Source organism: Erwinia magellanica (genome assembly GCF_039023495.1).
Classification (GTDB): Bacteria; Pseudomonadota; Gammaproteobacteria; order Enterobacterales; family Enterobacteriaceae; genus Erwinia.
The window spans coordinates 120,672-147,093 of sequence record NZ_JBCHVC010000002.1 but is presented as its reverse complement, the minus strand read 5'-3'; the positions used below and the strand labels follow the sequence as shown (position 1 = coordinate 147,093).

25 protein-coding genes are annotated in these 26,422 nt (G+C 55.5%); 8 read left to right on the top strand and 17 right to left on the bottom strand.

The genetic code is table 11. The annotated features are described in order from the left end of the window. Positions 1-53 precede the first annotated feature (53 nt). Complete coding sequence (gene sbcD / locus AAH450_RS07735; RefSeq protein WP_342909718.1) at positions 54-1,277, top strand: exonuclease subunit SbcD; 1,224 nt, start codon at positions 54-56, stop codon at positions 1,275-1,277. Beyond that, positions 1,274-4,948: an AAA family ATPase gene (locus AAH450_RS07730; protein WP_342909717.1), complete on the top strand. Its 3,675-nt coding sequence runs from the start codon at positions 1,274-1,276 to the stop codon at positions 4,946-4,948. The genes sbcD and AAH450_RS07730 overlap by 4 nt, the downstream gene beginning before the upstream one ends. 136 nt (positions 4,949-5,084) lie before the next feature. On the opposite strand, the gene AAH450_RS07725 is transcribed toward AAH450_RS07730, so the two are convergent. From AAH450_RS07725 to AAH450_RS07715, 3 genes are read right to left on the bottom strand one after another with little or no spacing between them, the layout of a single operon-like run. Then, entirely contained in the window at positions 5,085-5,732 is a 648-nt protein-coding gene (locus AAH450_RS07725; RefSeq protein ID WP_342909716.1) for a DUF799 domain-containing protein, read from the bottom strand. Continuing rightward, a complete protein-coding gene (locus AAH450_RS07720) occupies positions 5,729-6,085 on the bottom strand; it encodes a DUF4810 domain-containing protein (RefSeq protein WP_342909715.1) in 357 nt (118 codons plus the stop codon). The genes AAH450_RS07725 and AAH450_RS07720 overlap by 4 nt, the downstream gene beginning before the upstream one ends. A gap of 15 nt (positions 6,086-6,100) precedes the next feature. Further along, a complete protein-coding gene (locus AAH450_RS07715; protein WP_318789877.1) occupies positions 6,101-6,778 on the bottom strand; it encodes a CsgG/HfaB family protein in 678 nt (225 codons plus the stop codon). Between the two features lie 343 nt (positions 6,779-7,121). Here AAH450_RS07715 and AAH450_RS07710 point away from each other — a divergent pair, with 343 nt between their 5' ends. After that, positions 7,122-7,511: a cell envelope integrity TolA C-terminal domain-containing protein gene (locus AAH450_RS07710; protein ID WP_342909714.1), complete on the top strand. Its 390-nt coding sequence runs from the start codon at positions 7,122-7,124 to the stop codon at positions 7,509-7,511. Here AAH450_RS07710 and qhpR read toward each other — a convergent pair. Together qhpR and AAH450_RS07700 are read right to left on the bottom strand one after the other, a co-directional pair. Next, positions 7,508-8,575, bottom strand: a complete 1,068-nt coding sequence (gene qhpR, locus AAH450_RS07705; RefSeq protein WP_463322715.1) for an AraC-like transcriptional regulator QhpR — start codon at positions 8,573-8,575, stop codon at positions 7,508-7,510. The genes AAH450_RS07710 and qhpR overlap by 4 nt on opposite strands. A gap of 54 nt (positions 8,576-8,629) precedes the next feature. Beyond that, complete coding sequence (locus AAH450_RS07700; protein WP_342910363.1) at positions 8,630-9,634, bottom strand: phosphotransferase enzyme family protein; 1,005 nt, start codon at positions 9,632-9,634, stop codon at positions 8,630-8,632. Positions 9,635-9,862: 228 nt separating this feature from the next. Between AAH450_RS07700 and eat the strand changes: the two genes are divergently transcribed. Continuing rightward, positions 9,863-11,227: an ethanolamine permease gene (gene eat, locus AAH450_RS07695; RefSeq protein ID WP_342909713.1), complete on the top strand. Its 1,365-nt coding sequence runs from the start codon at positions 9,863-9,865 to the stop codon at positions 11,225-11,227. A 150-nt stretch (positions 11,228-11,377) separates the two neighbouring features. Here eat and mak read toward each other — a convergent pair whose 3' ends face one another. After that, the gene (gene mak / locus AAH450_RS07690) at positions 11,378-12,286 is read right to left on the bottom strand and encodes a fructokinase (protein WP_342909712.1); all 909 of its coding nucleotides are present in this window, start codon (positions 12,284-12,286) and stop codon (positions 11,378-11,380) included. 144 nt (positions 12,287-12,430) lie between these two features. Here mak and rdgC point away from each other — a divergent pair, with 144 nt between their 5' ends. Continuing rightward, positions 12,431-13,342, top strand: coding sequence for a recombination-associated protein RdgC (gene rdgC / locus AAH450_RS07685; RefSeq protein ID WP_318789872.1), 912 nt, complete (start codon positions 12,431-12,433; stop codon positions 13,340-13,342). Between the two features lie 76 nt (positions 13,343-13,418). Here rdgC and ppnP read toward each other — a convergent pair whose 3' ends face one another. The 4 genes from ppnP to aroL all read right to left on the bottom strand — a co-directional run bounded on the left by ppnP (position 13,419) and on the right by aroL (position 15,591). After that, positions 13,419-13,709 carry a pyrimidine/purine nucleoside phosphorylase gene (ppnP, locus tag AAH450_RS07680; protein ID WP_342909711.1) on the bottom strand — a complete coding sequence of 97 codons (291 nt, stop codon included), beginning with the start codon at positions 13,707-13,709 and terminating at the stop codon, positions 13,419-13,421. 58 nt (positions 13,710-13,767) lie between these two features. Then, a complete protein-coding gene (locus AAH450_RS07675; protein WP_342909710.1) occupies positions 13,768-14,445 on the bottom strand; it encodes an AroM family protein in 678 nt (225 codons plus the stop codon). 306 nt (positions 14,446-14,751) lie between these two features. Beyond that, positions 14,752-14,943 (bottom strand): YaiA family protein, encoded by a 192-nt coding sequence (locus AAH450_RS07670; RefSeq protein WP_342909709.1) that lies wholly within the window; start codon positions 14,941-14,943, stop codon positions 14,752-14,754. 123 nt (positions 14,944-15,066) lie between these two features. After that, the gene (gene aroL / locus AAH450_RS07665; RefSeq protein ID WP_342910362.1) at positions 15,067-15,591 is read right to left on the bottom strand and encodes a shikimate kinase AroL; all 525 of its coding nucleotides are present in this window, start codon (positions 15,589-15,591) and stop codon (positions 15,067-15,069) included. 305 nt (positions 15,592-15,896) lie between these two features. On the opposite strand from aroL, the gene AAH450_RS07660 reads away from it, so the two are divergent. After that, entirely contained in the window at positions 15,897-16,589 is a 693-nt protein-coding gene (locus AAH450_RS07660; protein ID WP_342909708.1) for a DUF2076 domain-containing protein, read from the top strand. 35 nt (positions 16,590-16,624) lie between these two features. Here AAH450_RS07660 and AAH450_RS07655 read toward each other — a convergent pair whose 3' ends face one another. Genes AAH450_RS07655 through AAH450_RS07645 form a run of 3 tightly spaced genes read right to left on the bottom strand, consistent with a single transcriptional unit; the run spans position 16,625 to position 18,066 of the window. Further along, the gene (locus AAH450_RS07655; RefSeq protein ID WP_342909707.1) at positions 16,625-17,077 is read right to left on the bottom strand and encodes a YaiI/YqxD family protein; all 453 of its coding nucleotides are present in this window, start codon (positions 17,075-17,077) and stop codon (positions 16,625-16,627) included. An 11-nt stretch (positions 17,078-17,088) separates the two neighbouring features. Further along, a complete protein-coding gene (locus tag AAH450_RS07650) occupies positions 17,089-17,538 on the bottom strand; it encodes a DUF421 domain-containing protein (protein WP_342909706.1) in 450 nt (149 codons plus the stop codon). A gap of 9 nt (positions 17,539-17,547) precedes the next feature. Continuing rightward, positions 17,548-18,066 carry a hypothetical protein gene (locus AAH450_RS07645; RefSeq protein WP_342909705.1) on the bottom strand — a complete coding sequence of 173 codons (519 nt, stop codon included), beginning with the start codon at positions 18,064-18,066 and terminating at the stop codon, positions 17,548-17,550. 114 nt (positions 18,067-18,180) lie between these two features. On the opposite strand from AAH450_RS07645, the gene proC reads away from it, so the two are divergent. Then, positions 18,181-18,990 (top strand): pyrroline-5-carboxylate reductase, encoded by an 810-nt coding sequence (gene proC, locus AAH450_RS07640; protein WP_342909704.1) that lies wholly within the window; start codon positions 18,181-18,183, stop codon positions 18,988-18,990. A 146-nt stretch (positions 18,991-19,136) separates the two neighbouring features. Here proC and AAH450_RS07635 read toward each other — a convergent pair whose 3' ends face one another. The 3 genes from AAH450_RS07635 to AAH450_RS07625 form a co-directional block, all read right to left on the bottom strand. Further along, complete coding sequence (locus AAH450_RS07635) at positions 19,137-20,666, bottom strand: FAD-dependent oxidoreductase (RefSeq protein ID WP_342909703.1); 1,530 nt, start codon at positions 20,664-20,666, stop codon at positions 19,137-19,139. Between the two features lie 247 nt (positions 20,667-20,913). Beyond that, positions 20,914-21,174: an anti-adapter protein IraP gene (gene iraP, locus AAH450_RS07630; RefSeq protein ID WP_342909702.1), complete on the bottom strand. Its 261-nt coding sequence runs from the start codon at positions 21,172-21,174 to the stop codon at positions 20,914-20,916. Positions 21,175-21,401: 227 nt separating this feature from the next. Further along, entirely contained in the window at positions 21,402-21,536 is a 135-nt protein-coding gene (locus tag AAH450_RS07625) for a hypothetical protein (RefSeq protein WP_342909701.1), read from the bottom strand. Positions 21,537-21,808: 272 nt separating this feature from the next. Here AAH450_RS07625 and AAH450_RS07620 point away from each other — a divergent pair, with 272 nt between their 5' ends. After that, positions 21,809-24,889 (top strand): beta-galactosidase, encoded by a 3,081-nt coding sequence (locus AAH450_RS07620; protein WP_342909700.1) that lies wholly within the window; start codon positions 21,809-21,811, stop codon positions 24,887-24,889. A gap of 26 nt (positions 24,890-24,915) precedes the next feature. On the opposite strand, the gene AAH450_RS07615 is transcribed toward AAH450_RS07620, so the two are convergent. After that, the gene (locus tag AAH450_RS07615) at positions 24,916-26,124 is read right to left on the bottom strand and encodes a multidrug efflux MFS transporter (RefSeq protein ID WP_342909699.1); all 1,209 of its coding nucleotides are present in this window, start codon (positions 26,122-26,124) and stop codon (positions 24,916-24,918) included. Positions 26,125-26,422: the final 298 nt, after the last annotated feature.

The following is a 26,422-nucleotide window of genomic DNA, read 5'->3' as shown; positions in this document are numbered from 1 at the left end:
TGCCTCTGGCTGTTTATAATCGTCGGCACTGCTTTACGCCTCAGAGGGACCCCATGCGAATACTCCACACGTCAGACTGGCACCTGGGCCAGTTCTTTTACACCAAAAGCCGTGCTGCGGAACATCAGGCTTTTATTGACTGGCTGCTGGAACAGGCGGTGGAAAAGCAGGTAGATGCCATTATCGTGGCGGGTGATATCTTCGATACGGGAGCGCCGCCCAGCTATGCGCGTGAACTCTACAACCGTTTTGTTGTGAAGCTACAGCAAACCCGCTGTGAGCTGGTGGTACTGGGTGGAAATCATGACTCTGTGGCCACGCTGAACGAATCTCGCGAGCTGCTTGCCTGTCTGAATACCAGGGTCATTGCCGCAGCCAGCGACGATCCTGCGCAACAGGTGCTGATGCTGAACACGCGCGAAGGTAAACCTGGCGCGCTGCTCTGTGCTATCCCTTTCCTGCGCCCTCGCGATATTACCCTCAGCAAGGCGGGCCAGTCAGGCCGGGAGAAACAGCTGACGCTGCTGGAAGCGATAACCCAGCACTACCAGCGCTGCTGGCAGGCGGCGCTGGAAGTGCGTGAACGCCATAATCTGCCGCTCCCCATCATCGCCACCGGCCATTTAACGACCGTCGGCGTCACCAAAAGTGACGCGGTGAGGGACATTTACATCGGCACGCTTGATGCTTTTCCGGCTCAGGCTTTTCCGCCAGCAGACTATATTGCGCTGGGGCATATCCATCGTGCGCAGCGCATCGCCAATAGCGACCATATCCGCTACAGCGGCTCCCCTATTCCGCTCAGCTTTGATGAGCTGGGCAAGGAGAAAAGCGTCTTCCTGGTCGATTTTGCTGACGGCAGGCTCAGTAAGGTTGAAACGCTGCCGATCCCGCTATTTCAGCCCATGCAGATGATTAAAGGTTCGCTGGAAGAGATTGAGCAGCAGCTTGCGGCTATCCTCCCGCGTGAAGATGGCAAAACCGTGTGGCTTGATATCGAAATTTCTACCCATGCCTGGCTGAACGATCTCCAGCGTCGTATTCAGGAACTGACGGAGAAGCTACCTGTGGAAGTGGTGTTACTGCGACGCAGCCGGGAGCAGCGCGATCAGGTCATCAACCGGCAGAATAATGAGACGCTCAGCGAGCTTAGCGTGCAGGAGGTGTTCAGTCGTCGGCTGGCCCTTGAGGAGCATGAAGAGCCGGAGCGGCTGGCTCGTGCCACCACGCTGTTTAAACAGACGCTGACTGAGATTGATGACGAGGAGCAGGCATGAAGATCCTGACGCTGCGGTTTAAAAATCTCAACTCCCTCAAGGGGGAGTGGAAGATCGATTTCACTGCTGAACCTTTTGCCAGCAACGGCCTGTTTGCCATTACCGGGCCGACGGGCGCGGGCAAAACTACGCTGCTCGACGCCATCTGTCTGGCGCTTTATCACGAAACCTCCAGGCTGGGTAAGCTCTCCCAGACGCAGAACGATCTGATGACGCGTGATACTTCCGAATGTCTGGCAGAGGTGGAATTTGAGGTCAAAGGGGTGGCCTGGCGGGCATTCTGGAGCCAGAACCGGGCGCGTGGCGCCGTAGAGGGTAACTTGCAGGCTCCCCGCGTGGAGCTGGCCCGCTGCGAAGACAATAAAATCGTTGCCGATAAGGTCAAAGATAAGCTGGAGATGCTGACCGCCCTGACCGGCCTGGATTTTGAGCGCTTTACCAAGTCGATGATGCTGTCACAGGGCGAGTTTGCGGCGTTTCTGAACGCTGACGCCAACAGCCGCGCGGAGCTGCTTGAAGAGCTGACCGGCACCGAAATTTATGGCCGTCTCTCTGCCAGCGTGTTTGAACGCCATAAAACGGCGAAAGCGGCGCTGGATACCCTGCGCGCGCAGGCCAGCGGGATGGCGCTGCTGGAAGATGAACAGCTTTTACTCCTCACAACCCGCCTGGAAGAGCTTGTAACAGCGGAGCAGGCGCTTACTTCCCAACACCAGCGACACCATTTTTTATGGCAGTGGCAGCAGCAGCATCACGCTGCCTTACAGGCGGTTAAAGAAGCGGAGCACGCCAGCCAGCAGGCAGAAATTGCCTGGCAGCAGGATGGCACGGAGCTGGCCCGTCTTACCCAGGCAGAACCAGCGGAAAAGTTACGCCCGCTCTGGCAGCAGCGCGAGCAGTATCAGCAGGAGTGGCACGAGCTGAACAGCCAGCAACAGCAGCTTTCGCAGCAAAAAGCTCTGGCGCAACAACAGCTTGAAGAGTGTACACAACAGCTCAAGGCCGCCGATGAAGCGCGTCAACAGCATGAGGCTTATCGCCTGCAACAGGAGACGCTGATTGCCGATACGATCCTGCCGCTGGATAACCGCATCGCCTCGCTAAACCAGCAAACAGAGGGGCTTGCTAAAGAAGTAAGTGAGTACCAACAATCCCTCAACCGCCGTCAGGCCACGCTGCAACAAAACCAGCAGGCGCAGAGTGATAAGCAGGCACAGCAGCAGCTCAACCGCGAATGGCAGCAAAAGCATCCGCACTTTGCCCGCTGGGGAGAATCTCTGCCGCTGTGGCGTGTTCGCTTTGAACAGCAGCAGCAGAGTGAACAGGCGCTGAAAGCCCGGCAGACGCGCACGGATGAGCAGCGAAAAGCCGTTCTTCAGCTCCGGCAAGAGCTTCAGCAGGCAGAGCAACAGGCCAGACCGCAGCAACAGCTGCTGGAACAGGCCCAGGCCCGCCTCACCGAAGCTGAAAAGAGCGCCGCCGCGCAGCGGCAGCAGCATGCCGAAAGTGAGCTGGAACAGTCGCTGGCACGGCTCAACCAGCAGCGATCACAACGGCAACAGCTGGCTCTGCTCTCTGCGCAGTGGCAACAGCTGGCGGCCCGCCTGGCACGCCACCAGGCAGGCCAGCAAGAGAGCCTGAAACGGCAACAGCAGGAAACGCTAGAGCTGGAAGCGCTGCGCAGCAGCTGGAAAGAGAAGTATCAGCATCTTCAGGATCTGGAGAAGCGCTGTGAACTGGAGAAGCGGATAGCCAGCCTGGAGCAGCAGCGTGCCCTGCTTGAAGCGGGACAGCCCTGTCCGCTTTGCGGCTCCTGCGAACATCCGGCAGTGGCCGATTATCAGGCGCTTGAACCCTCTGAAAACCAGCAGCGTCTGGCCAGGCTGAAAAGCGAGGTTGAGCAGCTAAAAGATCGGGGCACGGCGAAGCGCGAACAGTTGAAAAACCTGCTCGCGCTGGCGGAAAAAGAGCAGCAGGCGGCGGAAGAGGATCAACGGGAAGCCGCGCAGTTGCGCGCGCAGTGGCAGACGGTTATCTCCGCCCTCTCCCTTACGCTGACGCCAGAACAGGCTGAACAAGTGCAGGCGTGGCTGGCAGAACAGGAGCGGCTGGAAACAGAACAGCAATCCATCCTGCAAAGGATGCAGCAAAGCGCGCGCGAGCTGCAACAGCACAAAGACGCTGTTACGCAACAGCAGAATGCGTTGCTGACTTTGCAGCAGCAGCAACAGCTGATGGGTCAGCAACTGCTTACTGCGCAACAGGCACTGGAAGAGCAGGAGAGCCTGCTGGCACAGGAGCAGCAGAGCGTTAACCAGCAGCGCAACCTGTTGCAGGCCTCTCTCAATGAAGCAGGTTTAGCGTTGCCGCAACCAGGCCAGCAGGAGACGTGGCTTGCAGATCGTGAAAATGAGTGGCAGCAATGGTTACAGACAGAGCAGGCGCTAACTGACCTCCTTCCTCAGCTCACCACGCTGGTCACCCAGCAGCAGGCGCTGACGGAAGAGATAGCCAGCGAACAGAGCCGACTGACGCTGCTGGAACAGCGCCTTAAAACCGATCGCGAATCGCTGGAAAAACTCAGGGAAGAACGCCTTACGCTGTTTGGCGAACGGGCCACCGTGGAGGTTCAGCAACAGCTCCGCGCCGACTCAAAACAGTACGCAGAGCGCAGCGAAACCTGCCTTAAGCAGTGGCAGACGCTACAGAACCAGTTAAATACCCTGAACGGACAGCATAATTCACTGAATGAACACGCTGTCGTGCTGTCTCAACGTCTGAAGAGAGCTGAGCACGCCCTAACCGAAGCGCTGTCAGCCAGCCCCTTCCCGGATGAAGCGGCCTTTATCGGAGCGCTGCTTGATGAGCAACAGATGCTACGGCTGCGGGCGTTACAAAAAGAGCATGATCAGCGGCGTCAGCAAACGGCTGTGCTGCTGCGCCAGGCGCAACAGACGCTGGAAAACCTCCTGCGGGCAAAACCAGAGGATATGCCGGAAGAGGCAGAGGGATTGGGTGAAGTTGTTGCCAGCCTGTCGCAGCAGCTGCGGGAAAATGCCCGTCAACAGGGTGAAACGCGCCAGCAGCTCAACAGCGATGCCGCCCGCCGTCAGCAGCAGCAGGATCTGCTGGCTCAGATAGCTGAAAATGAAAAACAGGTTGAAGAGTGGGGCTACCTGAACCAGCTGATTGGCTCGCGCGACGGCGATAAGTTCCGTAAATTCGCGCAGGGGCTGACGCTGGATCATCTGGTCTGGCTGGCGAACAACCAGCTTAACCGCCTGCATGGCCGTTACCTGTTGCAGCGGAAATCACAGGAGGCGCTGGAGCTTCAGGTCGTCGATACCTGGCAGGCAGATTCGCTGCGCGATACCCGTACTCTTTCCGGCGGCGAAAGCTTCCTGGTGAGCCTGGCGCTTGCCCTGGCGCTCTCCGATCTGGTCAGCCATAAAACCCGGATAGAATCGCTGTTTCTGGATGAGGGTTTCGGCACGCTGGATGCCGACACGCTCGACAGTGCGCTGGATGCGCTGGATGCGCTCAATGCCAGCGGTAAAACCATTGGCGTGATCAGCCACGTTGAAGCGATGAAAGAACGCATCCCGGTGCAAATCAGGGTCAGAAAAGTTAACGGACTGGGTTACAGCAAGCTGGAGACGCCAACGGCGTAAGCAGGATAAACCGGCAGAGTGGCTCGCCGTTTTCAGCCCCCGCAGCCTTCACTGGGCCACAGGCCGTTGGCCAGCATCTTGTTGAAGGCTTCGCCTGCTAAAGAGTAATAAGGGCGCCGTTAAGGCGCCCTGCGGATCAGATTTTTGCTGCTTTGGCACGCGGGCCGGGCAGGATGCCGCCGTTAGTGTTAGCCGTCAGCAATCTGTTGCTGGTCACTACGGCAATATCGTGCGCGCCGTCGCTGACATTATTGGCAATCTGCTTCACCGCAGCGGTGATCAGCATGCCAATGACGCCCTGATTACCATTATTTTGCTCGTTGTTCGCAGCGGTGGCCAGGCCACTCCAGATCTGCTTGCCGGTGCGAAGATCCACCAGTCTGGCGGTTGCCGTCACCCGCGTCACGCTGTCGATCACAATATATTTTGTGCCGTAATCGGTGATATCGATATAGAGTGCCGCGTCCGCATTAAAGATGCTGCGAAGCTTTGCCGCACTCACGGAGCGGATATCCGTGGCGTTGTCCAGGCCGTTCTGCTTAAAGGTCTCTTCTACCACCGCTACCGGGAAAACATAGTAGCCTGACTCTGCCAGCGGCCGGGTTACCAGCGAGGCAAAACTGTGTGCGGCTTTGATATCGGGCGTGTGGTTTTCAGCAGGCAGCACCAGAATGGAAGCGGGTTTGCTTTCGCGGAAAGCAGAGTAGTCATAAGGCTTTTTTTTGGCGCAGCCGGTAAGCGTAACCACCGCCAGCAGGGCGGCAATTGCTAAGATTTTCTTCATTGTTGTGCTCCTTGCTTGTTACGCATCAGGAAATCCATATAGCCAGCGGATTCAGGAAAAGCGGTTTTTTCAGCGGTAAACTGCTGGAAAGCGAGATCGGGATGGCCGGTATCCACATAGAGTAACCCCAGCTGGGCATGCAGCCCTGGCGCCACGGGTTTATTTTTGGCGTGCGCCTGCTGAATAACAGCGCTCAGCGTTTCAATCTCTTTTTCCGGCGCTGCCGTATGGTTGTAATAGCTGTATAGAGAGGACTGGTAATCCCCCCAGTAATAGGTGGTAGTGGGTTTTCCGGCACAGGCCGTCAATAACAGCGCCGTCGCCGCTGTCAGAGTATATTTTAAAACGCGCATTTCTTTCTCCCTCTCTTATTTAACCGCACGCCAGGCGCCAGATTCAATTCCGCTGACCAGATGATTTACCGCTTCGCGGATTGCCAGATCCATTACTTTGCCATTCAGCGTGGAGTCGTAGCTGGCGGTGCCGCCGAAACCGATCACTTCACGGTTAGAAAGCGCATATTCCCCTGCACCCTGAACCGAATAAACCACTTCAGAGGTGGTGACATCGACAATATTCAGGTTCACTTTGGCGTAAGCAACCTGCGTTTTTCCGCGACCCAGGATCCCCCACAGCTGCTGGTCGCCTGTCTCTTTACGACCAAACTCGGTGATGTCGCCGGTAACCACGTAGTTGGCGCCTTTAATGGACTGTGCGCTGCCTTTGTAGCCCGCTTCCGCCTTGAGTTCCTCAAGGTTAGCGCGGTCCAGTACGTTAAAGCGGCCGGTCTGTTGCAGATGGGTAATAAGAATGGTTTTAGACTGATTGCCCAGACGATCCACGCCATCGGAGAAAATACCGTTCATATAGGAGGAGCGGTTATCAAACTTGCCTACGGCGATCGGGCTTTTTACGCCCTGATAAGCAGGCTGGCTGGCGGCAGTGACCTGCGGAGCCTCTATAGCGCGGGAAGATTCGGTGGCGCAGCCGCTGAGAACAGCGCTGCTGAGTAACGTCAAAGCAACAAGGTGATAATGGCTTTTCATTTCTTATCCATGAATAAAGTAAAAACAATTCCGCACCCATTTCAAATTTTCGGCAGCCCGCAAACCCAGCAGCAGAAATAAAACAAACTTCTTGTTATTAACTTCTTCATTTATCCGGCCCGAAAATATAGTTTATTTCCGTTACTAAGTAATTTGTTCTATTATGGCAACTGCTCAATGGCAATAGGGGCGATCGATAAATAGCCGGTGAGTGCTGGAATAATCTGTCAGCGAGAAGCTAACTCAGTAAACTATCGGCTGACATTAAATAATCTTTAGTAATTTGGATAATAAAATGCGTTCAGGTAAAAGGATAAAGAGGCTGTTCAGAGGCGGGACAGGCGTGCTGCTACTGGCTCTTGCCGGCTGTCAGACGCCAGACGCAGGCGATCACCCTAAGCCGCCTCCCGCCGGGGAGGGAGAGATGCGGGCCTACGCGGAAAAAGTTTGCGTCAAGCCAGAAGCAGGAGTCAGCCATTCTGACTGTATTTATCTCTCTGAATTGCAGTACGGCATTCAGCGCAATTTTTACGGTGCAAAGCAGTATGCGGGGCGCGAATGCAGCCTGACCATTCGTTACAACGAAAAGGGGCGCTACGATGTGCTGAGCACCGCAGGCGACGAACTGCTGTGCAAAAAAGCCTGGAGCGTGGTCAGCTCGGCAGAAAATTTGCCACCGCCGCCACAAAGCATCCCAAAAACTATGGTGCTGATTTTCAAACCAGCCGGTTAACCGGCTTTTTCATCCTGACGCCACTGCCGCGGACTGATGCCAAACCAGCGGCGGAAAGCGCGTGAAAAAGCGCTGACTTCTGAATAGCCCAGCAGCAGCGCCATTTCAGAGATCGATAGCTGGCGCTGTTGCAGATAGTGTGTCGCCATCTCGCAGCGAACTTTATCCACCAGCGCGGTAAAACTCAGGTTCTCGTCGCGCAGACGGCGTTGCAGTGACCAGCTCGACAGCCCCATTTTCTCCGCTACCTCTTCCAGTACAGGTTCACCTTTCAGCAGCGCCAGATGAACCTGAGCGCGCGCCTGATCGACGATATTTTGCTGTGAGGGGGTGCTGTTCAGGCGACGAATGGCATCCTGCATCACCCTCAGCAGCACAGGATCGCTCTCCGGCATGGCCCGCATCAGATCGCGTTTAGGGATAACCAGCGAATTAAAAGGTTGATCAAAATAAACGGGCGCATCAAAGACTTTGCAGTGTTCATGCCACTGAGAAGGTCGCGGGTGTTCAAAATGCACTTCGCGCGGCGCCCAGTTTTTTCCGGTAACGTGGCGGATCAGATTCATAAACATGCCCAGCGTCAGCTCAGCATCCTGACGCCGACAGAGAATAGCGCCGTGACGCACCTGATAATCGAGTCGCCAGCAGTCGCCTCTGTCTGCCAGACGGGTCAGCGTGTCGTGCTGATGCCAGGGAAAAGCATTAACCACGTTATGTAACGCCTGCTCCAGCGTATCTGAACAGAGGCCCACGTAGCCGATCAGACCTAATGACTGCGGTTTAAACTGCTTGCCGTAATGTAAACCGAAGTTATCAAAACCTGAACAGCGCGCCGCTTCTTCCATCACGCGGCAATAGTTGATCAACCCCAGGCTCAGGGTGGGGCTGGAGAGCAGCTCAGGATCGATGCCGCTTACGCCAAAAATCCTATCGACATCGCCCCCTTTGTCACTGATAAATTCACTTAAGCCGCTGGCCGCTGCAGCCAGCACGCCACGGTTGCTGGCGGCGCTGGCCTGTAACGCCGCCGCCATAGCAGGCTGTTTGATCACTCCGGTTTCCATCGTTATCGCCTCGGCAGGGAACACACCCTGCTTATGCAGCAATAATCATACCAATCAGGCTCCCACGGGCAGGTCGCTGCTGTGCAGATAGCGGCGGCAGAGGCGCACGGAGTGATCGGCCCAGTGAGGCCCCAGGCTCTGCGCCATCTCCGTCTCCGCGTGCGATCCCACCCAGGCCAGCAGCTGGATCCGCCGCTGGATCAACAGCGTGGGCACCATTTCCATCTCCTTATCACTGATATGCGCCACCTGCTCATAGCCCCTGATCCAGTGTTCGATCCATTCGGCTGCACGGGGATGGTGCTCCACAAAACTGATCGCTGCCGCAAGATCGTGCAGATACCAGCCCATTCCGCAATCATCGAAATCGATCACCCGCGTCTCCCCCTTATGCAGCAGCAGGTTGGTCAGACGCAGATCGGCATGGATCAGGCCATAACGGGCAGACTCTTTGCCGAACGTCCGCAGATCTTCACCCACGCGGCCAATAACTTCTTCTACTACCGGACGATCCTCAGAGCGTAAATGGGGCGCATCCCGCCAGTCTCCCCAGTGGCTCTGCGGGCTGACCATGCTGTGATGATCCCAGATAATCCGCTGGAAGCCGGCAGGCTTCTGCCAGCTTCTGCTGTGCTGATGCAGCCGGGCGGTAATATGACCCAGCTGCTGAAACGCGCGAGGATCAACATCTGTAGTGGGCATCTCTCCCTCAATCCAGTGAAACAGAACGGCGTGGCGCTTGCTGCCATCCGCCAGCAGGAGCGTCTGCACGGTTTGCCCCTCTTTATCCGCCACCGCTTCAGGGACAACGATCCCCGTTTCCCGCAGCGCATCCAGCCAGTGCAGCTCGCTTTCGATATCCGCCCGCGCATGGTAATTACCCCGATGCAGCCGCAGCGCATAGCGTTTGTCTCCTGCCACCAGCAGAAACGTGGCGTTCTCTGAGCGGCAAAGCAGGCTCAGCCTTCCCTGTAGCGAAGCGGGATAGCGGGCGACCGCTTGCTGTGCAAGGGTAAGCAGCGCGGTGTTATCCAGGTTGTCATATTGTGTGACACTCATCATCTGGCTCCTGAGAGGTTAGCGACCGGTTGTGTTACCAGCATGGCGTCGCCAGGTCTGCACCGCCTGACCGCAGACGACCCTCTTTTGACTGTAGCGTGCATCCACCACTTTTCTTGCTGCTGAGTTGACAGCAGAGCACAAAATTCCTTACGCCAGCGTCAAGTTTCCCCCCCGGCACCGGCTGCATTATCGACTGACCATAAAATTCATCACGGGGATATCACTATGACAGGCAAGCTGAAGCCCACCCTGGGCACAATACATCTGTGGGGCATTGCGGTAGGTCTGGTTATTTCCGGCGAATATTTTGGCTGGAGCTATGGCTGGGGCGTGGCGGGTACGCTGGGGTTCCTGGTGACCACCGCGCTGATTGCCACCATGTACACCTGCTTTATCTTTAGCTTTACCGAACTGACCACGGCGATCCCCCATGCCGGTGGCCCTTTTGCCTACAGCCGCCGCGCGTTTGGCGAGACCGGTGGCCTGATTGCCGGTATGGCAACCCTGATTGAATTCGTTTTTGCGCCCCCCGCCATCGCCATGGCTATCGGCGCTTATCTCAACGTGCAGTTTCCTGAACTCAACCCCAAATATGCCGCCGTGGGTGCCTATGTCATCTTTATGACGCTGAATATCCTGGGGGTAAAGCTGGCAGCGATGTTTGAACTGGTGGTAACGGTGCTGGCCGTGCTTGAGCTTCTGGTATTTATGGGCGTGGTGGCGCCGGGCTTCAGCGTGGCGAACTTCGCCGCCAACGGCTGGTCGGGCGGCGAGCACTTCGGTCTGCCTGCCCTCTCCGGTATTTTTGCCGCCATCCCCTTTGCTATCTGGTTCTTCCTGGCGATTGAAGGGGCGGCGATGGCAGCAGAAGAGGCGAAAGATCCGAAACGCACCATCCCCAGGGCCTATATCACCGGTATTCTGACGCTGGTGATCCTGGCTATTGGCGTGATGCTGCTGGCGGGCGGCGCGGGCGACTGGCGCAAACTGTCCGATATCAACGATCCTCTGCCTCAGGCCATGAAAATGGTGGTGGGTGAAAACTCAGGCTGGATGCATATGCTGGTCTGGATTGGCCTGTTCGGCCTGGTTGCCAGCTTCCACGGCATTATCCTCGGCTATTCCCGACAGTTCTTTGCCCTCTCCCGCGCAGGCTATTTACCTGCGGGCCTGGCCAGGCTCTCCCGCTACCAGACGCCGCACCGGGCGATTATTGCCGGCGGGCTGATTGGCATAGCGGCGATCTTCAGCGACAGCTGGATTAATCTGCAAGGGATGACGCTGACGGCAGCCATGATCACCATGGCAGTATTTGGTGCCATCGTGATGTATCTGATGAGCATGCTGAGCCTGTTCAGGCTTCGCCGCATCGCACCGGAGATGGAGCGCAGCTTCCGCGCGCCGGGCTACCCCATTGTGCCGGGTATTGCGCTGGCACTGGCGCTGGTGTGTCTGATTGCGATGCTGTGGTTCAATCCGGTCATCGGCGCCCTGTTTGTGGCCTTTATGGTGGCTGGCTATATTTACTTCCTGATGACCAGAAACCAGCGTGCCAGCGCCCCACGTGATGCTATGTTGACAGGCGAGTAAGGTAACGGGCGACAGCAATGCCGCCTTTAATAAAAACGCTGATCTGAAGGAGGACGCCAGAGCAGGGCCGCTCAGGAGACAGGGTACAGCGCGGCGACGCCAGAATAGCCGCCGTTCCAGCGATAAGCCGACCGGGCTATAGCTGAGGGATCACTCCTGCGGCCAGAGCCAGGCAGCACCGCGAACGCCGCTGGAATCGCCATGGACAGCCTTAAGCAGAGGCGTTTCGCACTCCCCACCAAATACCCATTTTTTCATCAGCTGCGGTACCGTCTGATAAAGCCGGTCGTTATTGCTCATGCCGCCCCCCATCACAATCACATCGGGGTCGAGAAGATTTACCACCTGTGCCAGCGCTTTCGCCAGGCGCAGTTCATAACGGCTCATCGCCAGCTCGGCTATCGGATCCTGCTGCTCAAGCAGCCGGATGATCTCCGCGCCCTTCAGCTCCACCCCGCTCAGGCGATGATAATCGATGGCGAAGCCAGTACCGGAGATAAAGGTTTCGGTACAGCCCTGTTTGCCGCAATAGCAGGGAACCTCTTCACGGTAGCGCAGCTCATCTTCATCCATCCAGGGCAAGGGATTATGCCCCCACTCGCCCGCATTGCCGTTGCCGCCAATATGCGCCTGCCCGTGCAACGCTATCCCTGCACCGCAGCCGGTGCCGATAATCACCGCAAATACCGTCTGCTGACCTGCGGCTGCGCCATCAATGGCTTCCGAGACAGCCAGGCAATTGGCATCGTTGGCGATGCGTACTTCGCGGTTGAGCAGCTTGTGCAGATCTTTATCCAGCGGCTGACCATTCAGCCAGGTTGAGTTGGCATTTTTCACCCGTTGGGTAAAGGGTGACAGCGTGCCGGGTATACCTATCCCCACGCTGCCCCGCTCGCCCGTTTTCTCTTCCGCCAGCTTCACGAGATCGGCAATCGCTTTTATCGTCTGCTGATAATCATCGCGGGGCGTGGCAACACGGTGACGAAACAGCGTCTCTCCTGATTCCGCAAGCGCGATCACCTCCACTTTTGTTCCACCTAAATCTATCCCGATACGCACTTGTTATTCCTCATTATTTAACGGTCTCTCTTTTACCTTAGAAGGCCAGAGGCGGAAAGGCAATGAAACGCCGCCGCCGATTCGCTATCATGCGCGCTGACTTAAAATTAGCGCGCCTGATGCGCGCCAGAGAGGGAAAGCATAATGCTGTGGTTTAAGAATTTAATGGTCTATCGTCTGAATCGCGAAATCCCACTGGCGGTGGATGAGATGGAAAAACAGCTTGAGGCATTCACTTTCACTCCCTGTGGCAGCCAGGATATGGCGAAAACCGGTTGGGTGTCGCCGATGGGGCCGCGTGGCGATGCGCTGACCCACGTTAATAACGGTCAAATCCTGATTTGCGCACGTAAGGAAGAGAAGATCCTGCCTTCGCCGGTGATTAAACAGGCGCTGGAAGCCAAAATCAGCAAGCTGGAAGCCGAGCAGCAGCGCAAGCTGAAGAAGACCGAGAAAGACTCGCTGAAAGATGAAGTGCTGCACAGCCTGCTGCCGCGTGCCTTCAGCCGTTTCAACCAGACTTTCCTGTGGATCGATACCGTCAATAATCTGATCATGGTTGACTGCGCCAGCGCCAAAAAAGCGGAAGACACGCTGGCGCTGTTGCGTAAAAGCCTGGGTTCGCTGCCGGTGGTGCCACTGACGCTGGAAAGCCCTATCGAGCTGACGATGACCGAATGGGTTCGCTCGGGTGAAACGCCTGCCGGCTTTACGCTGATGGATGAAGCGGAGCTGAAAGCCCTGCTGGAAGATGGCGGTGTGATCCGCTGCAAGAAGCAGGATCTGGTTTGTGATGAGATAGCCAACCATATTGAAGCGGGCAAGCTGGTGACCAAGCTGGCGCTGGACTGGCAGGAACGCGTTCAGCTGCTGCTCTCTGATGATGGCTCGCTGAAGCGCCTGAAGTTTGCTGACACGCTGCGGGAACAGAATGATGATATCGATCGCGACGATGTTCAGGCGCGCTTTGATGCAGACTTTATTCTGATGACCAGCGAACTGGCAGCGCTGGTAAGCAATACAGTTGAAGCATTAGGTGGCGAAGCGCAGCGTTAATCTGCTGCGTCATACAATGCGTTAACGTCCCGGCTACAGCATGGTAGCCGGGGCGACTACCAGGCCAAAAAGATTATTAATCTTTCAGGTAACGGCAAAGATAGGATGAAGGCTCTGCCACCTGAAGATAGAACTCACTGTGACCCGGCACGTTAAAGACCTGGCCTGGTTCATAGAGTTTCCATTCCGTTTCCCCGTGAAGCAACACCTTCAGCGACCCGCTGACCACCGTCATCTCTTCCGGCTGAGCCGTGCTAAACGTATATTCGCCTTCCACCATCACGCCTACGCTGGCGCGCCCGGTACTGGCACTGTCGAAACCAATTGATTTCACTTTTCCGTCGAAGTACTCACTGACGTTGAGCATATAAGCATCCTTAAATTCAGAGAAAACAGAACAGTGTAAAGTGCCGAGAAGGTCTCGTTTACACAAGCAGTTCCGCTGCCAGTTTGGCTATCAGCACATTGGACAGCAGCACGGGGATTCCCAACAATTTCTGTAAAAAATCACGGTGCCGCTGATGGTAGCCTAAGCAGTCCAGTAACACGACATCTGCACCCTGCTCCTGTAGCAGCAGTGCCGCATCTATCAGCTCATCATCGCTGTTGTGCCACGGGCTGGCCACGGCAAAATAGGGCCGCTGCGCCAGGCTTTTCCATTTACGTGCCTGCTCAGCAATATTCTCTTCTCTGGCCACTACAATGCCTGCCTGGTGGCCGTCGATTATCGCCTCGACCAGCGGCGGCAGAATACGGTAAGGTTCCAGCAGAACAGCGCGTTCGGTAAAGAGGTTGCTGTAGTGCCCGCTGCACAGCATCAGAATAGTCTCGAAGCCCTGTCGTTCAAGCTCGCGGATCTGATTTTGCAGCGCCGCTTCAACTTTTTCCGCTGAAAGCGCCACATGCGTGCCATCGTCAAGCCGCGTCATTACTACTTTTTCATTTTCTGCCGCCCCATAGCGCCGGACGATATCCTCTGCCGTCAGCCCATCGAGCAGGCCGACGTACACAATCTGTTCTTCGGGCAGGTGTTCAAGTAAAAGGGGGTGGAGATCGCTGCGTGCTGCATGGCCCAAGGTGAGCGTTGCAAGTGCGTGGTTCATGATTTTACTTTCCCCGTAAGTCGATTTTTCAGCGGGGGCTACCGCTGGCTCCTTACCAATATCAGAGCCTGAAAGTAGGGACAGTGAAGGCATTACAGCTCTGCCTGAAAGGGCTGAAGGCGCCGGAGGTGAAAGGGTATTTTTCAGGAGATCTGTCACTAATCTGTCCAGTTCAGGCTAAGGGAGAGCTAAAGGTTTATTCTGCGGGAATCAACGCTTAATAGAGTGAAAAAAATATGATGATGCAGCTATGGGGTCAAGCAAAAATCGCAGCCAATGCTGACTGGCTTCCCTGCCAGACCGGGATCACTCTTTTTCCTGATCCTCATACCGGGCTTTCGCATCCTGCGCTTCCTGCTCTGTTTCATGCTCGCTGATAAGGGTATCCGGTTTCGGGTGATCGGCACGCAGTTCATACCGGGTCACAGTTTCTTCAGTAGTGCCTTTTTTTACCGGAACAATTCGAGCTTCACGTGGATACGGCGGTCGACCTGCCATAAATCTCTCCTCAGTCAGAATGAAACAAACTGCCCAGCGGAAACGCCCGGACAAGCTGGTGTAACACTAAGTATAGACAAAGACAGGAAAAACCTCAGGAAGTCGGTGCGCTTTGCAGAGACTTTAGCTCGCGCGGGCCAGAGAAAGCATTGTAATGATCTCTTCCACTACCCTTTCCGGAGACTGCATGGCGTTGATTACACAGTGTGCGGCTTGCTGGTAAAGCGCATCACGCGATGCCAGCACGTCCACCATTTCATCGGCAATGGGCCGACCTGTCAGCGTTGGCCGCTGTGCCTGCTCAGGGTAAGCCTGCAACCGCGCGGCCAGTACGCTCGCTTCCGCATGCAGATAGATTACCCGTCCATGCTCACGCATAAACTTTCTGTTTTCCGCAGCCAGGACCATGCCACCGCCGGTCGCGATCACCGTGCCGCAGGCCGTTACCGCTTTTAATGAAAGCGTTTCACGCTGGCGGAACCCTTCCCAGCCCTCGGTGGAGACGATTTCAGCCACGCTACGCTGAGTGATCTCCTGAAGGTAACGATCGGTATCACTAAAGGCGTAACCCAGTGCGTCAGCCAGTGCCTGGCCAACGGTTGTTTTTCCGCAGCCTCGTGCGCCAATCAGATAAAGGGGTAACGACATAACCTGCAAGTCCTCAGCCTTGACGTCGCGGGCAGTTTCCACGGCGGCTGGCAAGTAGTGATTAACTTTGTGTCGCATCATACCGATAATTTTATCCCGCCACCAGCAGTCAATTTTTCTTTACACCTTGAAGGGAGAAAACCCCGCTAAAAACCTTACTTTTTAGATATTTACACCTTGTAATGCCATCTTTACACCTACTGCAAAAGCGGGCGTGGTTTGCAACATTTCCTTACCCGAAGCGCGTTTACTTTCCTGCGGCTGGCCTCAATATAGTAGCTATCATCCGTATTGGAGAAAGCCCCATGCAGAACCAGGAACAACAATTAATTGAAAGTCTGTTCAGCCGTTTAAAACAGGCGGAAACGCAGTCTGGCCCTCGTGATGCGGCGGCAGAAAAACTGATTCAGCAGCAGCTTCAGGCGCAGCCAGGAGCGCCCTACTATATGGCGCAATCTATCCTGATTCAGGAAGCAGCCCTGAAGCAGCTAAACAACCGGGTGAGCGAACTGGAAGCCAGACTGGCAGAGTCGCAGCAGCCTCAGCAGAGCAGTGGTGGGTTCCTCTCTAACCTGTTTGGCGGCGGCAATCAGCGGCAGCAACAGCCTGCCCAGCCGCAGCAGTCAGCATGGAACAGCGCTCCGCCGCAACAGCAGCCAGCTTATGCTCCCCCTCCACAGGCCGCCGCGCCTTCAGCCGGGCGTGGTTTCCTGGGTGGCGCACTGCAAACCGCCGTCGGCGTTGCCGGTGGTGTGGTGATGGCAGATATGCTGACCAGCATGTTCCACCACTCTCAGCCGGAAGAGATCGTTAATATCATCAATGAGCCAGCGCCGCAGGAAAGCTTTGATAATAATCTTGATACTTTCAACGGAAATGATGGCCAGTTTGCCAGTCAGGATGCGGGTTTCCAGCAGGACAACAGCAATGATTTTAGCGGCTTTGGCACGGATGGTTTCGACAACGATGATTTTGGCGACGACGACAGTTTTCTGTAAGTCGCTTAGCGGGTGGGGCTTCCCACCCGTTTGCTCTACTTCTTTTTCTGGTTCTGCAACCACTTATCCAGCTCATTAGCAAACTGCTGCCGGTCACGCTGATTCAGCGTGGCTGGCCCCCCGGTTTGTATACCGCTGGCCCGCATAGTATCCATAAAGTCACGCATGGTCAGTCTTTCGCGGATCGTGGCTTCACTGTAGCGTTCACCGCGAGGATTCAGGGCAACAGCGCCCTTCTCCATCACTTCTGCCGCCAGCGGAATGTCCGCCGTGATCACCAGATCGCCCGCTTCGGCACGCCGTACAATTTCATTGTCCGCCACATCAAAGCCAGCAGGGACACGCAGAGTAGTGATAAACCGCGAGGGCGGCACGCTAAGCGGCTGATTAGCCACCAGCGTGACGGTCATCTGCGCACGATCGGCAGCGCGATAGAGCACTTCTTTGATTACTTTCGGGCACGCATCGGCATCCACCCAGATTGGCATCGCCATTTTCCTTATTCATTGGCTACGGGAATGATAGAGATCTTGCCGTTCTTTTCCAGAATGGCAAATTTAATCTGATCTAACCGTTCCAGGCCGCCTGTACTGCGTGCGGAATTCATGATGTCATCCTGTGAAATCCCCGCTTTTCTTGCTCTTTCCGGTAAAAAGCGCCCGTTCTCAACCAGAATCAGCGGAACCCCGTCAATCAGCATATCAAGCCGGGGAAAACGGGATTTCAGTATGCCAAACAGGATATCCACTGCGATCAGCGTAATAATAGTCAGTGTGGCGCCGGTAACAGAGAAGTCATTGCCCAGCAGCGCCTGCTGGGTAGCCTCGCTGATAATTAACAGTAAAATCAGATCAAAAGAGGTCATCTCCAGCAGCGTTCGTCGTCCGGCTATCTTCAGGACGACCATCAGCACCAGGTACATACTGACCGCGCGTAATACCGTTTCCATGTTGCCTCCTCAGGGGTAGATCCAGTGGGTAAAGTGCACGCTGGTAGCGTCGTCAAGCGTGACCGTCACGGGATAGCGCCCAAACTGCTGCGCCTGGGAGCCAATCCAGACGGTCGCGCCCTCCCTGAAGCTCGATGATGAATAGATCAGCACCAGGCTGTTACTTTTACTCACCGCCTGCTGCGGCTGCGGTTGCAGAGACTGGATCTGGAAGTTATCCATCTCTTCGCCGCTCAGCGTCAGCGTGAAGCGATCGTGATGAGCGGGTCTGACCCGGATGGCCATGGCGATATCGCTGTCCCGCAGGCCGAAACGCTCATATTCAACGCGCAGCGCGCCATCTGAAGAGGTGACCACGCCATCGCTCAGAAAGCCTTTCGAAAAGAGGCCACAGGCACCGAGTATGACCAGTACCAGCAGCAGGATGCCGCCAATTTTCTGGATGCGCCACTCCACGCGCTGCCAGCGCATATTTTCCTGGATTGGATAGTCACGACTTCGTTCTTCATCTTGCCTGTCAGGATTCATACACCCTCTCTTCCTTGCATCTTTAGTCGCTTAAGCTTAGCTGAAGGTGGATTAAGGTGGGGAATGACGTAAGCTAGAACCCAATGAAAAACTGACAGAAAAGGGAGCGCTACCGTGGAAAAAAAAATCGGCTTCATTGGCTGCGGCAATATGTCCAAAGCCATTATTGGCGGACTGGTTTCAGCCGGAGAGGTTAAGCCTGAAAACATCTGGGTATTTGACCATAAGCCCGAGACTAACCAGGCGATGCAGGAGAAGTACGGCATTACGCCAGGCTCCAGCGCCGAAGAGGTGGCTAAGCAGGCAGATATTCTGTTTGGCGCGGTAAAACCTAATGTAATTCTCAACGTGCTGAAAGAGGTTTCAGGCAGCCTGAATAAAGAGACGGTGGTGGTGTCGATTGCCGCTGGCGTCACGCTGGAGTCGCTGGCGGCGGTGCTGGGACACGACAGGAAACTGGTGCGGGTAATGCCGAACACGCCAGCGCTGGTAAACCAGGGCATGACGTCGGTCACGCCAAACGTGCTGGTGACCAAAGAAGAAGCGGATGAGATCGTCACTATCTTCCGCGGATTCGGCAAGGCAGAGCTGGTACCGGAATATATGATCCACGCAGTGGTGGGCGTGAGTGGTTCAGCACCAGCCTATGTATTTATGTTTATTGAGGCGATGGCTGATGCGGCGGTGCTGGGTGGCATGCCCAGGGCGCAGGCGTACCAGTTTGCGGCTCAGGCCGTAAAAGGGTCGGCCCAGATGGTGCTGGAGACCGGCAAGCATCCGGCAGAACTCAAAGATATGGTCTGCTCTCCCGGCGGCACGACGATTGAAGCGGTAAAGGTACTGGAAGAGAAAGGATTCCGTGCGGCGGTAATGGAAGCGATGCAGCAATGTATGGCGAAATCGGAACGAATGAGTAAAAACTGACGCGCGCCAGCGGTCGGGCGAGCCTTACCTTCGGGGAAGCTGTCGCCAGGGGAGGTCAATCTCCCCACCGCTGGGATGATGGCGGGAGGCACCGCTGCGCTCCCGCCCACAACTTTCCTGGGCGATTCAGAACTCTCCCAACGCCGTCAGTAAAGGGCTTTTTCCGCCAGCGCTGCTGCTTCCGCCAGGGTCACTGGCTTCTGCATTCTCAGCACCAGCTCTGCGGTAAAGGTGTACATGCCACAGGAGGTGACCGCAGCCAGCTGCCCTTTCTGCCCGTAAAGCGCCACAAATTTCTTTTCCTGCAACGAGCCGAACAGCTGATAGTCATCCCACTCCCCAGCGTGACCAACATACTCATAGCGCGTACCAAACTGAGTTGTCCAGAAGAACGGCACCCGATCCCAGGGATCGTTCTCTCCCAGCATATTTTTCGCTGCAACCCGCCCTTGCTGTTCCGCGACGCGAAAATGTTCAATCCGCAGCGTGCCTGTAGCGGTGGGGAAAGTCGCAATATCCCCGGCGGCCCAGACATCGTCAGCCACCTTCAGCGTCTCGCTGGTGGTCAGACTGCCATCCTCATTCAGGGGAATATCATGAATAAATGATGTGCCTGGCGCGATGCCGGTGGCCAGAAGTACGATATCAGCCGGTACGATCTGCCCATCCTTGAGTACAACGGCGGTGACATGTCCGTTGTTCCCTTGCAGTGAGGCGATCTCCCCTTCCGTAAATTTCACGCCGTTCTCTTCATGAAGCTCACGGAAATAGCGCGCAATTTGCTCACCAAACTGCTTTTTAAAGGGGAGCGGGTCGCGTGCAATCACCTGCACCTCAATCTCCTGCGCCCGCAGGGCCGAAGCCAGCTCCATACCGATAAAGCTGTTGCCAATAATCACCAGCCGCCTGGTTTTATCAATTTCGTTCAGCAGGGTGTCGGCCTGTTCTATGCTGCGCAGCACATGGACGCCAAACAGCGCTTTGCCCTCAAAATCGGGGCGCTGCGGAATGCCGCCAGTGGCGATCAGCAGTTTGTCATAGCTTAAGGTTTCGCCATCGGCAAAATGAAGCAGCCGCTTTGCGGTGTCCAACCGTTCCACATCTGCCTGAATACGTTCAGCAAAAGGCGCGAAGTCTTCCTGAAGCAAGGGCGGCACCTCGCTGATTTCCATCTTGCCTGAAGGAACAAATTTAGTCAGAACGGTGCGGTCATAGGGTGCCTCGCTTTCACGATCCACCAGAATCAGCTTGCCCGTGAAGCCTTCACGGCGCAGTGTCCAGGCCGCCGCCGCCCCCGCAGCGCCCGTTCCCAGAATCACATAGACAGGCTGCTGCTGGTCAGCGGCAAAGGAGACGAGCGGCGGCAGCGGTTCGGGATCAACCTGCACCATGCCATTCTCCACTCTGACGGGATAGCGCTTGAGATCGCTCAGCGCCAGCGGCTCGCACATGCTGCCATCTGCCAGACTGAAATTTGCTTTGTGCCAGGGGCAGACCAGTCTTCCCTCATAAATTGCGCCCTGCTCAAGGGGCGCGCCAGCATGTGGGCAGTTGCTCTGAAAAGCTTTTACGGTTTGCTGCTCACGAATCAGAATGATGCCCGTTTCGCCAATGGGCACTCTTACCGGCTTAAGCTCGGGTAAATCCTGTAAAACAATGGCGTTTTGATAGCTCACGACAGTTCTCCCTTCTTTATTTTTATTTATCATCACGGCTAATAAGCCTGGCATTTACAGGGAGAGTGACCAGCAGTAAAAATAACGGAACCGTAAAACAGGAAATAACCCTATGTTTTATAGTAATTTTAAAAATTTAAGAAAATATTAATAGCAGCGTAACGCTCACTAACAGACCAGCAGGGGAAAGAGTTATTAACAGCAGAAGCCCGTCACCGCTTACTGCGAGGTGACGGGCCGGGGAGCGTTACTGGCGGGGGTGAAGCAAAAGGCGCTGAATATAGTTTTCCAGCAAATTGGTATCTTCGGGATTAACCATTGGGGTATGTGAGGCCGTTTCCATCGCGGAGGTAATATTCTGCGTCATTTCCTGGAACTGCTGGCTATCCAGTTTACGTACCAGTGCCGTGACGACAATTTCCAGGGCTTCAACCTGCGCTACCAGCTCTTTGGATTCAGCTTCTTTTTCCGCCAGCTTAACCAGAAGTTCTGCAATAAGATTTTTCATGCGGACATCTCAGCGAAATAAAGCATGAAGTTATCACTGTGCTGAAAAAAAGAAAACTGATAATTATGAGATAATTTCGTCACTTAACCACTTAAAGGCTATCATTTTTCCGTTTTGCGAAATGCCACGCGCTTAACTGCCATAAAATCATCGTGCTGGCGTTTTCTTCCACGGGTAATGCCTTTGATCAGAATAAACCAGAGGCTACTGACCTCCGGTTCAGGAAGTTAGTAACCCTGGCTGAAACCACCACGAGGGCCGCCGCCGTGGCCCCCACCGCCACCGTGCGGAGGCGGGAAGATACAGCCGCTTAACGCGGTGACCAGTGCAACAATACTTACAGCTTTAATGACACGACTCATCGTTATTTCCTCATGGTAACGTTGGCGCTGATAGTAAGCCTGGACTTGCGCCCCTTCAATGCAGAATCATCCTGTTCAGGGCCAGTTTTACCGCCGGAAACCACGCTTAACGTTTTCCTGTCAGAACCCTGCATCAATGCTTAAAAAACTCAGCGTGCGTAGGTATGAAGCGCGCCTGTTAAAACGATCTGCTTCGCAGGATGCTGACGATTCTCTTTACATCAGCCTGAACTCAGCGCAATGTGAGCGCATAACATTTAAGGGGATCGTTGATGAAAACAGCCGCTTTACCTGGCCTGCAACAGCAGCTCTTACGACGCGAGTGGGAAAATCCCAACGTTACGCAGCTCAATCGCCTGCCCATGCATCCACCTTTTTCAAGCTGGCGTACTACTGAAGCGGCCAGAGAAGATATCCCCAGCGCCAGCCGGCGCTGTCTGAACGGAAGCTGGACGTTCAGCTATTTCTCTCAGCCGGAACAGGTACCCGATAGCTGGCTGTGGCAAGATTTGGCTGATGCCACTTCTGTGCAGGTGCCCTCCAACTGGCAGCTGGCAGGCTTTGACGCCCCCATCTATACCAACGTGCAGTACCCGATCCCCGTTACCCCTCCCGTTGTGCCCAGGGAAAATCCTACCGGATGCTATTCGCTGAGTTTCCAGTGCGACCCCAGCTGGCTGCTCAGTGGCCAGACGCGTATTCAGTTTGAAGGGGTGAACTCCGCCTTTTATCTCTGGTGCAACGGCCAGTTTGTGGGTTATTCCCAGGACAGCCGGCTTCCGGCCGAATTTGATCTCACCCCAGTGCTGGCTGCCGGAGAGAACCGGCTGGCAGTAATGGTGCTGCGCTGGAGTGATGGCAGCTATCTGGAAGATCAGGATATGTGGCGAATGAGCGGCATCTTTCGTGACGTCAGCTTGCTCCACAAACCTCTGGCGCACTTAACGGATGTGCAGATTGAAACGCACCTGAGCGCGGAATATCACTCAGCGCAGCTCCAGGTTCTTGCCATCTGTTCCGCCACCACCTCCCCGACCAGTAAAATTCAAGTGCAGCTCTGGCGTCAGGATGATCTGGTGGGAAGTGTTTGTCAGCCGCTGGGTAGCCGCATCATTGATGAGCGGGGCCGGTATACCGACCGCACAACGCTGGCGCTTAAGGTAGAGCAGCCTGATTTATGGAGTGCCGAAACGCCGAACCTCTACCGCGTTACCGTGGCGCTGCTGAATGCAGAGGAAGAACTTGTCGAAGCGGAAGCTTATGACGTCGGTTTCCGAAAGATTGCGATTGAAGGCGGCCTGCTGAAACTCAACGGCAAACCTTTGCTGATCCGGGGAACCAACCGTCACGAGCATCATCCGGAGCGGGGTCAGGTGATGGATGAAGCGACGATGATCCACGACATCAAGCTGATGAAACAGCATAATTTCAACGCCGTGCGCTGTTCCCACTATCCGAACCATCCGCTCTGGTACCGGTTGTGCGATCGTTACGGCCTCTATGTGGTGGATGAAGCCAATATCGAGACGCACGGCATGCAGCCGATGAACCGGCTCTCTGACGATCCGCTCTGGTTCAATGCGTTCAGCGAACGCGTAACCCGAATGGTTCAGCGAGATCGTAATCATCCCTGCATTATTATCTGGTCACTGGGCAACGAGTCTGGCCACGGCAGCACGCATGATGCTCTGTGGCGCTGGGTAAAAAGCAGCGATCCCACCCGTCCCGTACAGTATGAGGGTGGCGGTGCAGATACCTCCGCCACCGACATTATCTGCCCGATGTATGCCAGGGTCGATCAGGATCAACCTTTTGAAGCGGTGCCGAAATGGTCCCTGAAAAAATGGATTGGCCTGCCGGAAGAGAACCGTCCGCTGATCCTTTGCGAATATGCGCACGCGATGGGCAACAGCCTGGGCGGGTTTGCAAAATACTGGCGCGCTTTTCGTGAATTCCCCCGACTACAGGGTGGGTTTGTCTGGGACTGGGTCGACCAGAGCCTGACCCGTTACGACAGCCAGGGCAATCCCTGGCAGGCCTACGGCGGCGATTTTGGCGATACGCCTAACGACAGGCAATTCTGTATGAACGGCCTGGTTTTTGCCGATCGTACTCCCCATCCTTCGCTTTTCGAGGCGCAGCATGCACAGCAATTTTTCCAGTTTTCGCTGTTAAGCACCGGGCCGCTGAAATTCCGTATCCGGAGCGAGTATCTGTTCCGCCACAGCGATAACGAAATCCTGCGCTGGTCCCTTGAGCATAACGGCGTAAAAATTTCTGGCGGCGAGCAGGCGCTGGCCCTTTCGCCGGAAGGCAGCCTGATCGTCGGTGCCGGAGAGAAACCTGATCTGAGCGGAGAAGTGTGGCTGAATGTTGAAGTTATTCAGCCACAGGCCACCGACTGGTCAGCAGAAAATCATCGCGTGGCTTGGGATCAGTGGAAACTTCCGTCACGTCTGGCCCCTCCGTCGCCTGCGCTGCAACCTGTTACGCCAACGCTTGAGCACAGTGAGGATCTCATTCTCATCCGGCACCTTAACCAGGTCTGGCAGTTCTGCCGCCTTAGCGGTGAACTGACACAATGGCTGATTGACGAGGAGCCACAGTTACTTACGCCTCTGCGTGACTGCTTTATCCGGGCGCCGCTGGATAACGATATCGGTATCAGCGAAGTCAGCAATCCCGATCCCAATGCCTGGGTTGAGCGCTGGCAACGGGCTGGTTTTAATCAGCTTGAAAGCGAGCTGCTCGATCTGCAAGCCGACAGGCTCAGCCGGTGTGTTCAGCTGACCTCGGTTCATGCGTGGCAGATCCAGGGCGAGCTGAAGTTCCTGAGCAGAAAAACCTGTCTCGTTGATGAGTCAGGCCAGATGCATATCTCGGTGAAAGTTTCCCTGGCAGATGGTGTGCCGCCTCCCGCCAGGATTGGCCTTCGCTGCCAACTCTCTGAAGAGGTAGAGGAAGTAAGCTGGCTGGGAATGGGGCCGCATGAGAATTACCCCGACCGCCAGAGTGCTGCCCAGTTTTCCCGGTGGACAAGACCGCAGGCGTATCTCTATACCCCTTACATCTTCCCTGGTGAAAATGGGTTGCGCTGTGGCACTAAAATCCTGGATGCCGGTAACATAAACGTCACCGGCAATTTCCACTTTTCACTCAGCCGCTATAGCCTGGAGCAATTACGGGAAGTAACCCATCGCCATCTGTTACAGAAAGAGAAAGGGTGCTGGTTACATCTGGATGGCTACCATATGGGTGTGGGCGGTGATGACTCCTGGAGCCCAAGCGTCAGCCCCGAATTTTTGCTCTCCGCCAGCCATTATGCTTACGAGCTGACCCTGAAAGCACGTTAAACAGGCGTGACCTGGCGGGTAATCCGTCAGGTCTGGTTAGCCCCTACCCTTTTGCGGTTGCGCCAGCTTACAATAAGCTGAACGGTGTTAATAAGCACCACGGCCGCCGTTGCGGCAAAGACCCAACGAAAGCCGCCTATTGCCGAGACGCCAGAGCCAATCAGCGGCCCGACCACATTTCCCAGATACATAAACGACTGGTTATAACCGAAAATACGTCCGGTTACCCGATCGCTGGAGTAACGCAGGAGCATCGTCTGCACTGCTGGCATCATCGCCCCCTCTGCAAAGCCGAGCAGAAAACGCAACACTCCGAGCTGGAAAGCACTGCCTGCCCAGGACATCGCCATAAACAGCACAAAGGTCAGTATCAGCGCCGCAAAAAGAATACGTTCCGCGCCAATGCGGTCGCCCAGTTTACCCAGCTTAGGCGCAGAAAAAAGCGCCGAGACGCCGGGGATGGCAGCCACCACGCCGCTGATAAAGGCGATGTTTTGCACATCGGGTTCCAGCTGGCGGACAAAAAGCGTCAGAATCGGGCTGACAGAGCCGTTACAGAGCTGGATCACCAGCGTAGTCAGGAACAGGCTGATAATCAGACCAGGATTGCCCAGCGTCCGGAACACCATGCTGCCGGTCATGTTGTCCTCTTTTTTAACCCGCGGCTGACCGCCCTCTTTAATCAGGAACAGGGTAATCAGGAAACTGGTGAGCAGTAGCGCAGAGGTGATCAGGAATACGGCGCGCAATCCTACCCAGTCCGCAAGGAAGCCTCCCATCATCGGCCCCATGATCACCCCGCAAATCTGCGCGGTGGTGACCATACTCATCGCCCAGCCGCTGCGCTCCCGTGGCACCTGAGTCGCCACCATCGCCATGGCATTAGGAATATAGCCCGAGGTCAGCCCCATCAGCGCCCGCAGCAAAAAAAGCTGCCAGACATCGGTTACGAAAGCCTGGAGAAAGATCACCACGCCCATGCCGAGCGAGGCGCGCAGCAGCATCAGTTTACGACCTTTGCGGTCGGCAAGGCTGCCCCACATCGGCGCAACAATAGCCGAGACTAAAAAGGTGACGCTGAAGATAAGCCCGGACCAGAGCGTCAGGGCGCTGGGATCGGTTACCCCCAGTTGCTCAACATAGAGAGGCAGAAAGGGAATGATTTGGCTGATGGCCAGGCCGGTAAAGAGGCAGCCGAACCAGACTGAGACGAGGTTAACCTTCCAGGATTCCATCTTGTTGTACAAAAAGCCTTATGGCAAAAGTGCGAAAGCAAAGTGTAACAAGGAGGTTTTAGCGATGAGTGACAAATAACGCGTCAGGGATAACTTTGAAGTTTTAACCTGGGATGGCGCCAGCTGAAGCAGACGATCCCCTCATTAGCAGGCGAATTATACCGGTAACGCCCTATTTTTTGCTGGCGTGTCGGCCACGGGTGCAGCAGAGCAGGAAGCAGAAACGCAAAAAACCCGCCACAGGGGCGGGTTTTCGTATTCTCACCAGTCAGCTCAGGTAACCTGACCGCTGGCAAAA

What these genes read in the sequence shown, in the direction of transcription:
- sbcD (WP_342909718.1), top strand. Translation starts at nt 54, where the DNA reads ATGCGAATACTCCACACGTCAGACTGGCACCTGGGCCAGTTCTTTTAC.
- AAH450_RS07730 (WP_342909717.1), top strand. Translation starts at nt 1,274, where the DNA reads ATGAAGATCCTGACGCTGCGGTTTAAAAATCTCAACTCCCTCAAGGGG.
- AAH450_RS07725 (WP_342909716.1), bottom strand. Translation starts at nt 5,732, where the DNA reads ATGAAGAAAATCTTAGCAATTGCCGCCCTGCTGGCGGTGGTTACGCTT.
- AAH450_RS07720 (WP_342909715.1), bottom strand. Translation starts at nt 6,085, where the DNA reads ATGCGCGTTTTAAAATATACTCTGACAGCGGCGACGGCGCTGTTATTG.
- AAH450_RS07715 (WP_318789877.1), bottom strand. Translation starts at nt 6,778, where the DNA reads ATGAAAAGCCATTATCACCTTGTTGCTTTGACGTTACTCAGCAGCGCT.
- qhpR (WP_463322715.1), bottom strand. Translation starts at nt 8,575, where the DNA reads ATGGAAACCGGAGTGATCAAACAGCCTGCTATGGCGGCGGCGTTACAG.
- AAH450_RS07700 (WP_342910363.1), bottom strand. Translation starts at nt 9,634, where the DNA reads ATGAGTGTCACACAATATGACAACCTGGATAACACCGCGCTGCTTACC.
- eat (WP_342909713.1), top strand. Translation starts at nt 9,863, where the DNA reads ATGACAGGCAAGCTGAAGCCCACCCTGGGCACAATACATCTGTGGGGC.
- rdgC (WP_318789872.1), top strand. Translation starts at nt 12,431, where the DNA reads ATGCTGTGGTTTAAGAATTTAATGGTCTATCGTCTGAATCGCGAAATC.
- ppnP (WP_342909711.1), bottom strand. Translation starts at nt 13,709, where the DNA reads ATGCTCAACGTCAGTGAGTACTTCGACGGAAAAGTGAAATCAATTGGT.
- AAH450_RS07675 (WP_342909710.1), bottom strand. Translation starts at nt 14,445, where the DNA reads ATGAACCACGCACTTGCAACGCTCACCTTGGGCCATGCAGCACGCAGC.
- AAH450_RS07670 (WP_342909709.1), bottom strand. Translation starts at nt 14,943, where the DNA reads ATGGCAGGTCGACCGCCGTATCCACGTGAAGCTCGAATTGTTCCGGTA.
- aroL (WP_342910362.1), bottom strand. Translation starts at nt 15,591, where the DNA reads ATGTCGTTACCCCTTTATCTGATTGGCGCACGAGGCTGCGGAAAAACA.
- AAH450_RS07660 (WP_342909708.1), top strand. Translation starts at nt 15,897, where the DNA reads ATGCAGAACCAGGAACAACAATTAATTGAAAGTCTGTTCAGCCGTTTA.
- AAH450_RS07655 (WP_342909707.1), bottom strand. Translation starts at nt 17,077, where the DNA reads ATGCCAATCTGGGTGGATGCCGATGCGTGCCCGAAAGTAATCAAAGAA.
- AAH450_RS07650 (WP_342909706.1), bottom strand. Translation starts at nt 17,538, where the DNA reads ATGGAAACGGTATTACGCGCGGTCAGTATGTACCTGGTGCTGATGGTC.
- AAH450_RS07645 (WP_342909705.1), bottom strand. Translation starts at nt 18,066, where the DNA reads ATGAATCCTGACAGGCAAGATGAAGAACGAAGTCGTGACTATCCAATC.
- iraP (WP_342909702.1), bottom strand. Translation starts at nt 21,174, where the DNA reads ATGAAAAATCTTATTGCAGAACTTCTGGTTAAGCTGGCGGAAAAAGAA.
- AAH450_RS07625 (WP_342909701.1), bottom strand. Translation starts at nt 21,536, where the DNA reads ATGAGTCGTGTCATTAAAGCTGTAAGTATTGTTGCACTGGTCACCGCG.
- AAH450_RS07620 (WP_342909700.1), top strand. Translation starts at nt 21,809, where the DNA reads ATGAAAACAGCCGCTTTACCTGGCCTGCAACAGCAGCTCTTACGACGC.
- AAH450_RS07615 (WP_342909699.1), bottom strand. Translation starts at nt 26,124, where the DNA reads ATGGAATCCTGGAAGGTTAACCTCGTCTCAGTCTGGTTCGGCTGCCTC.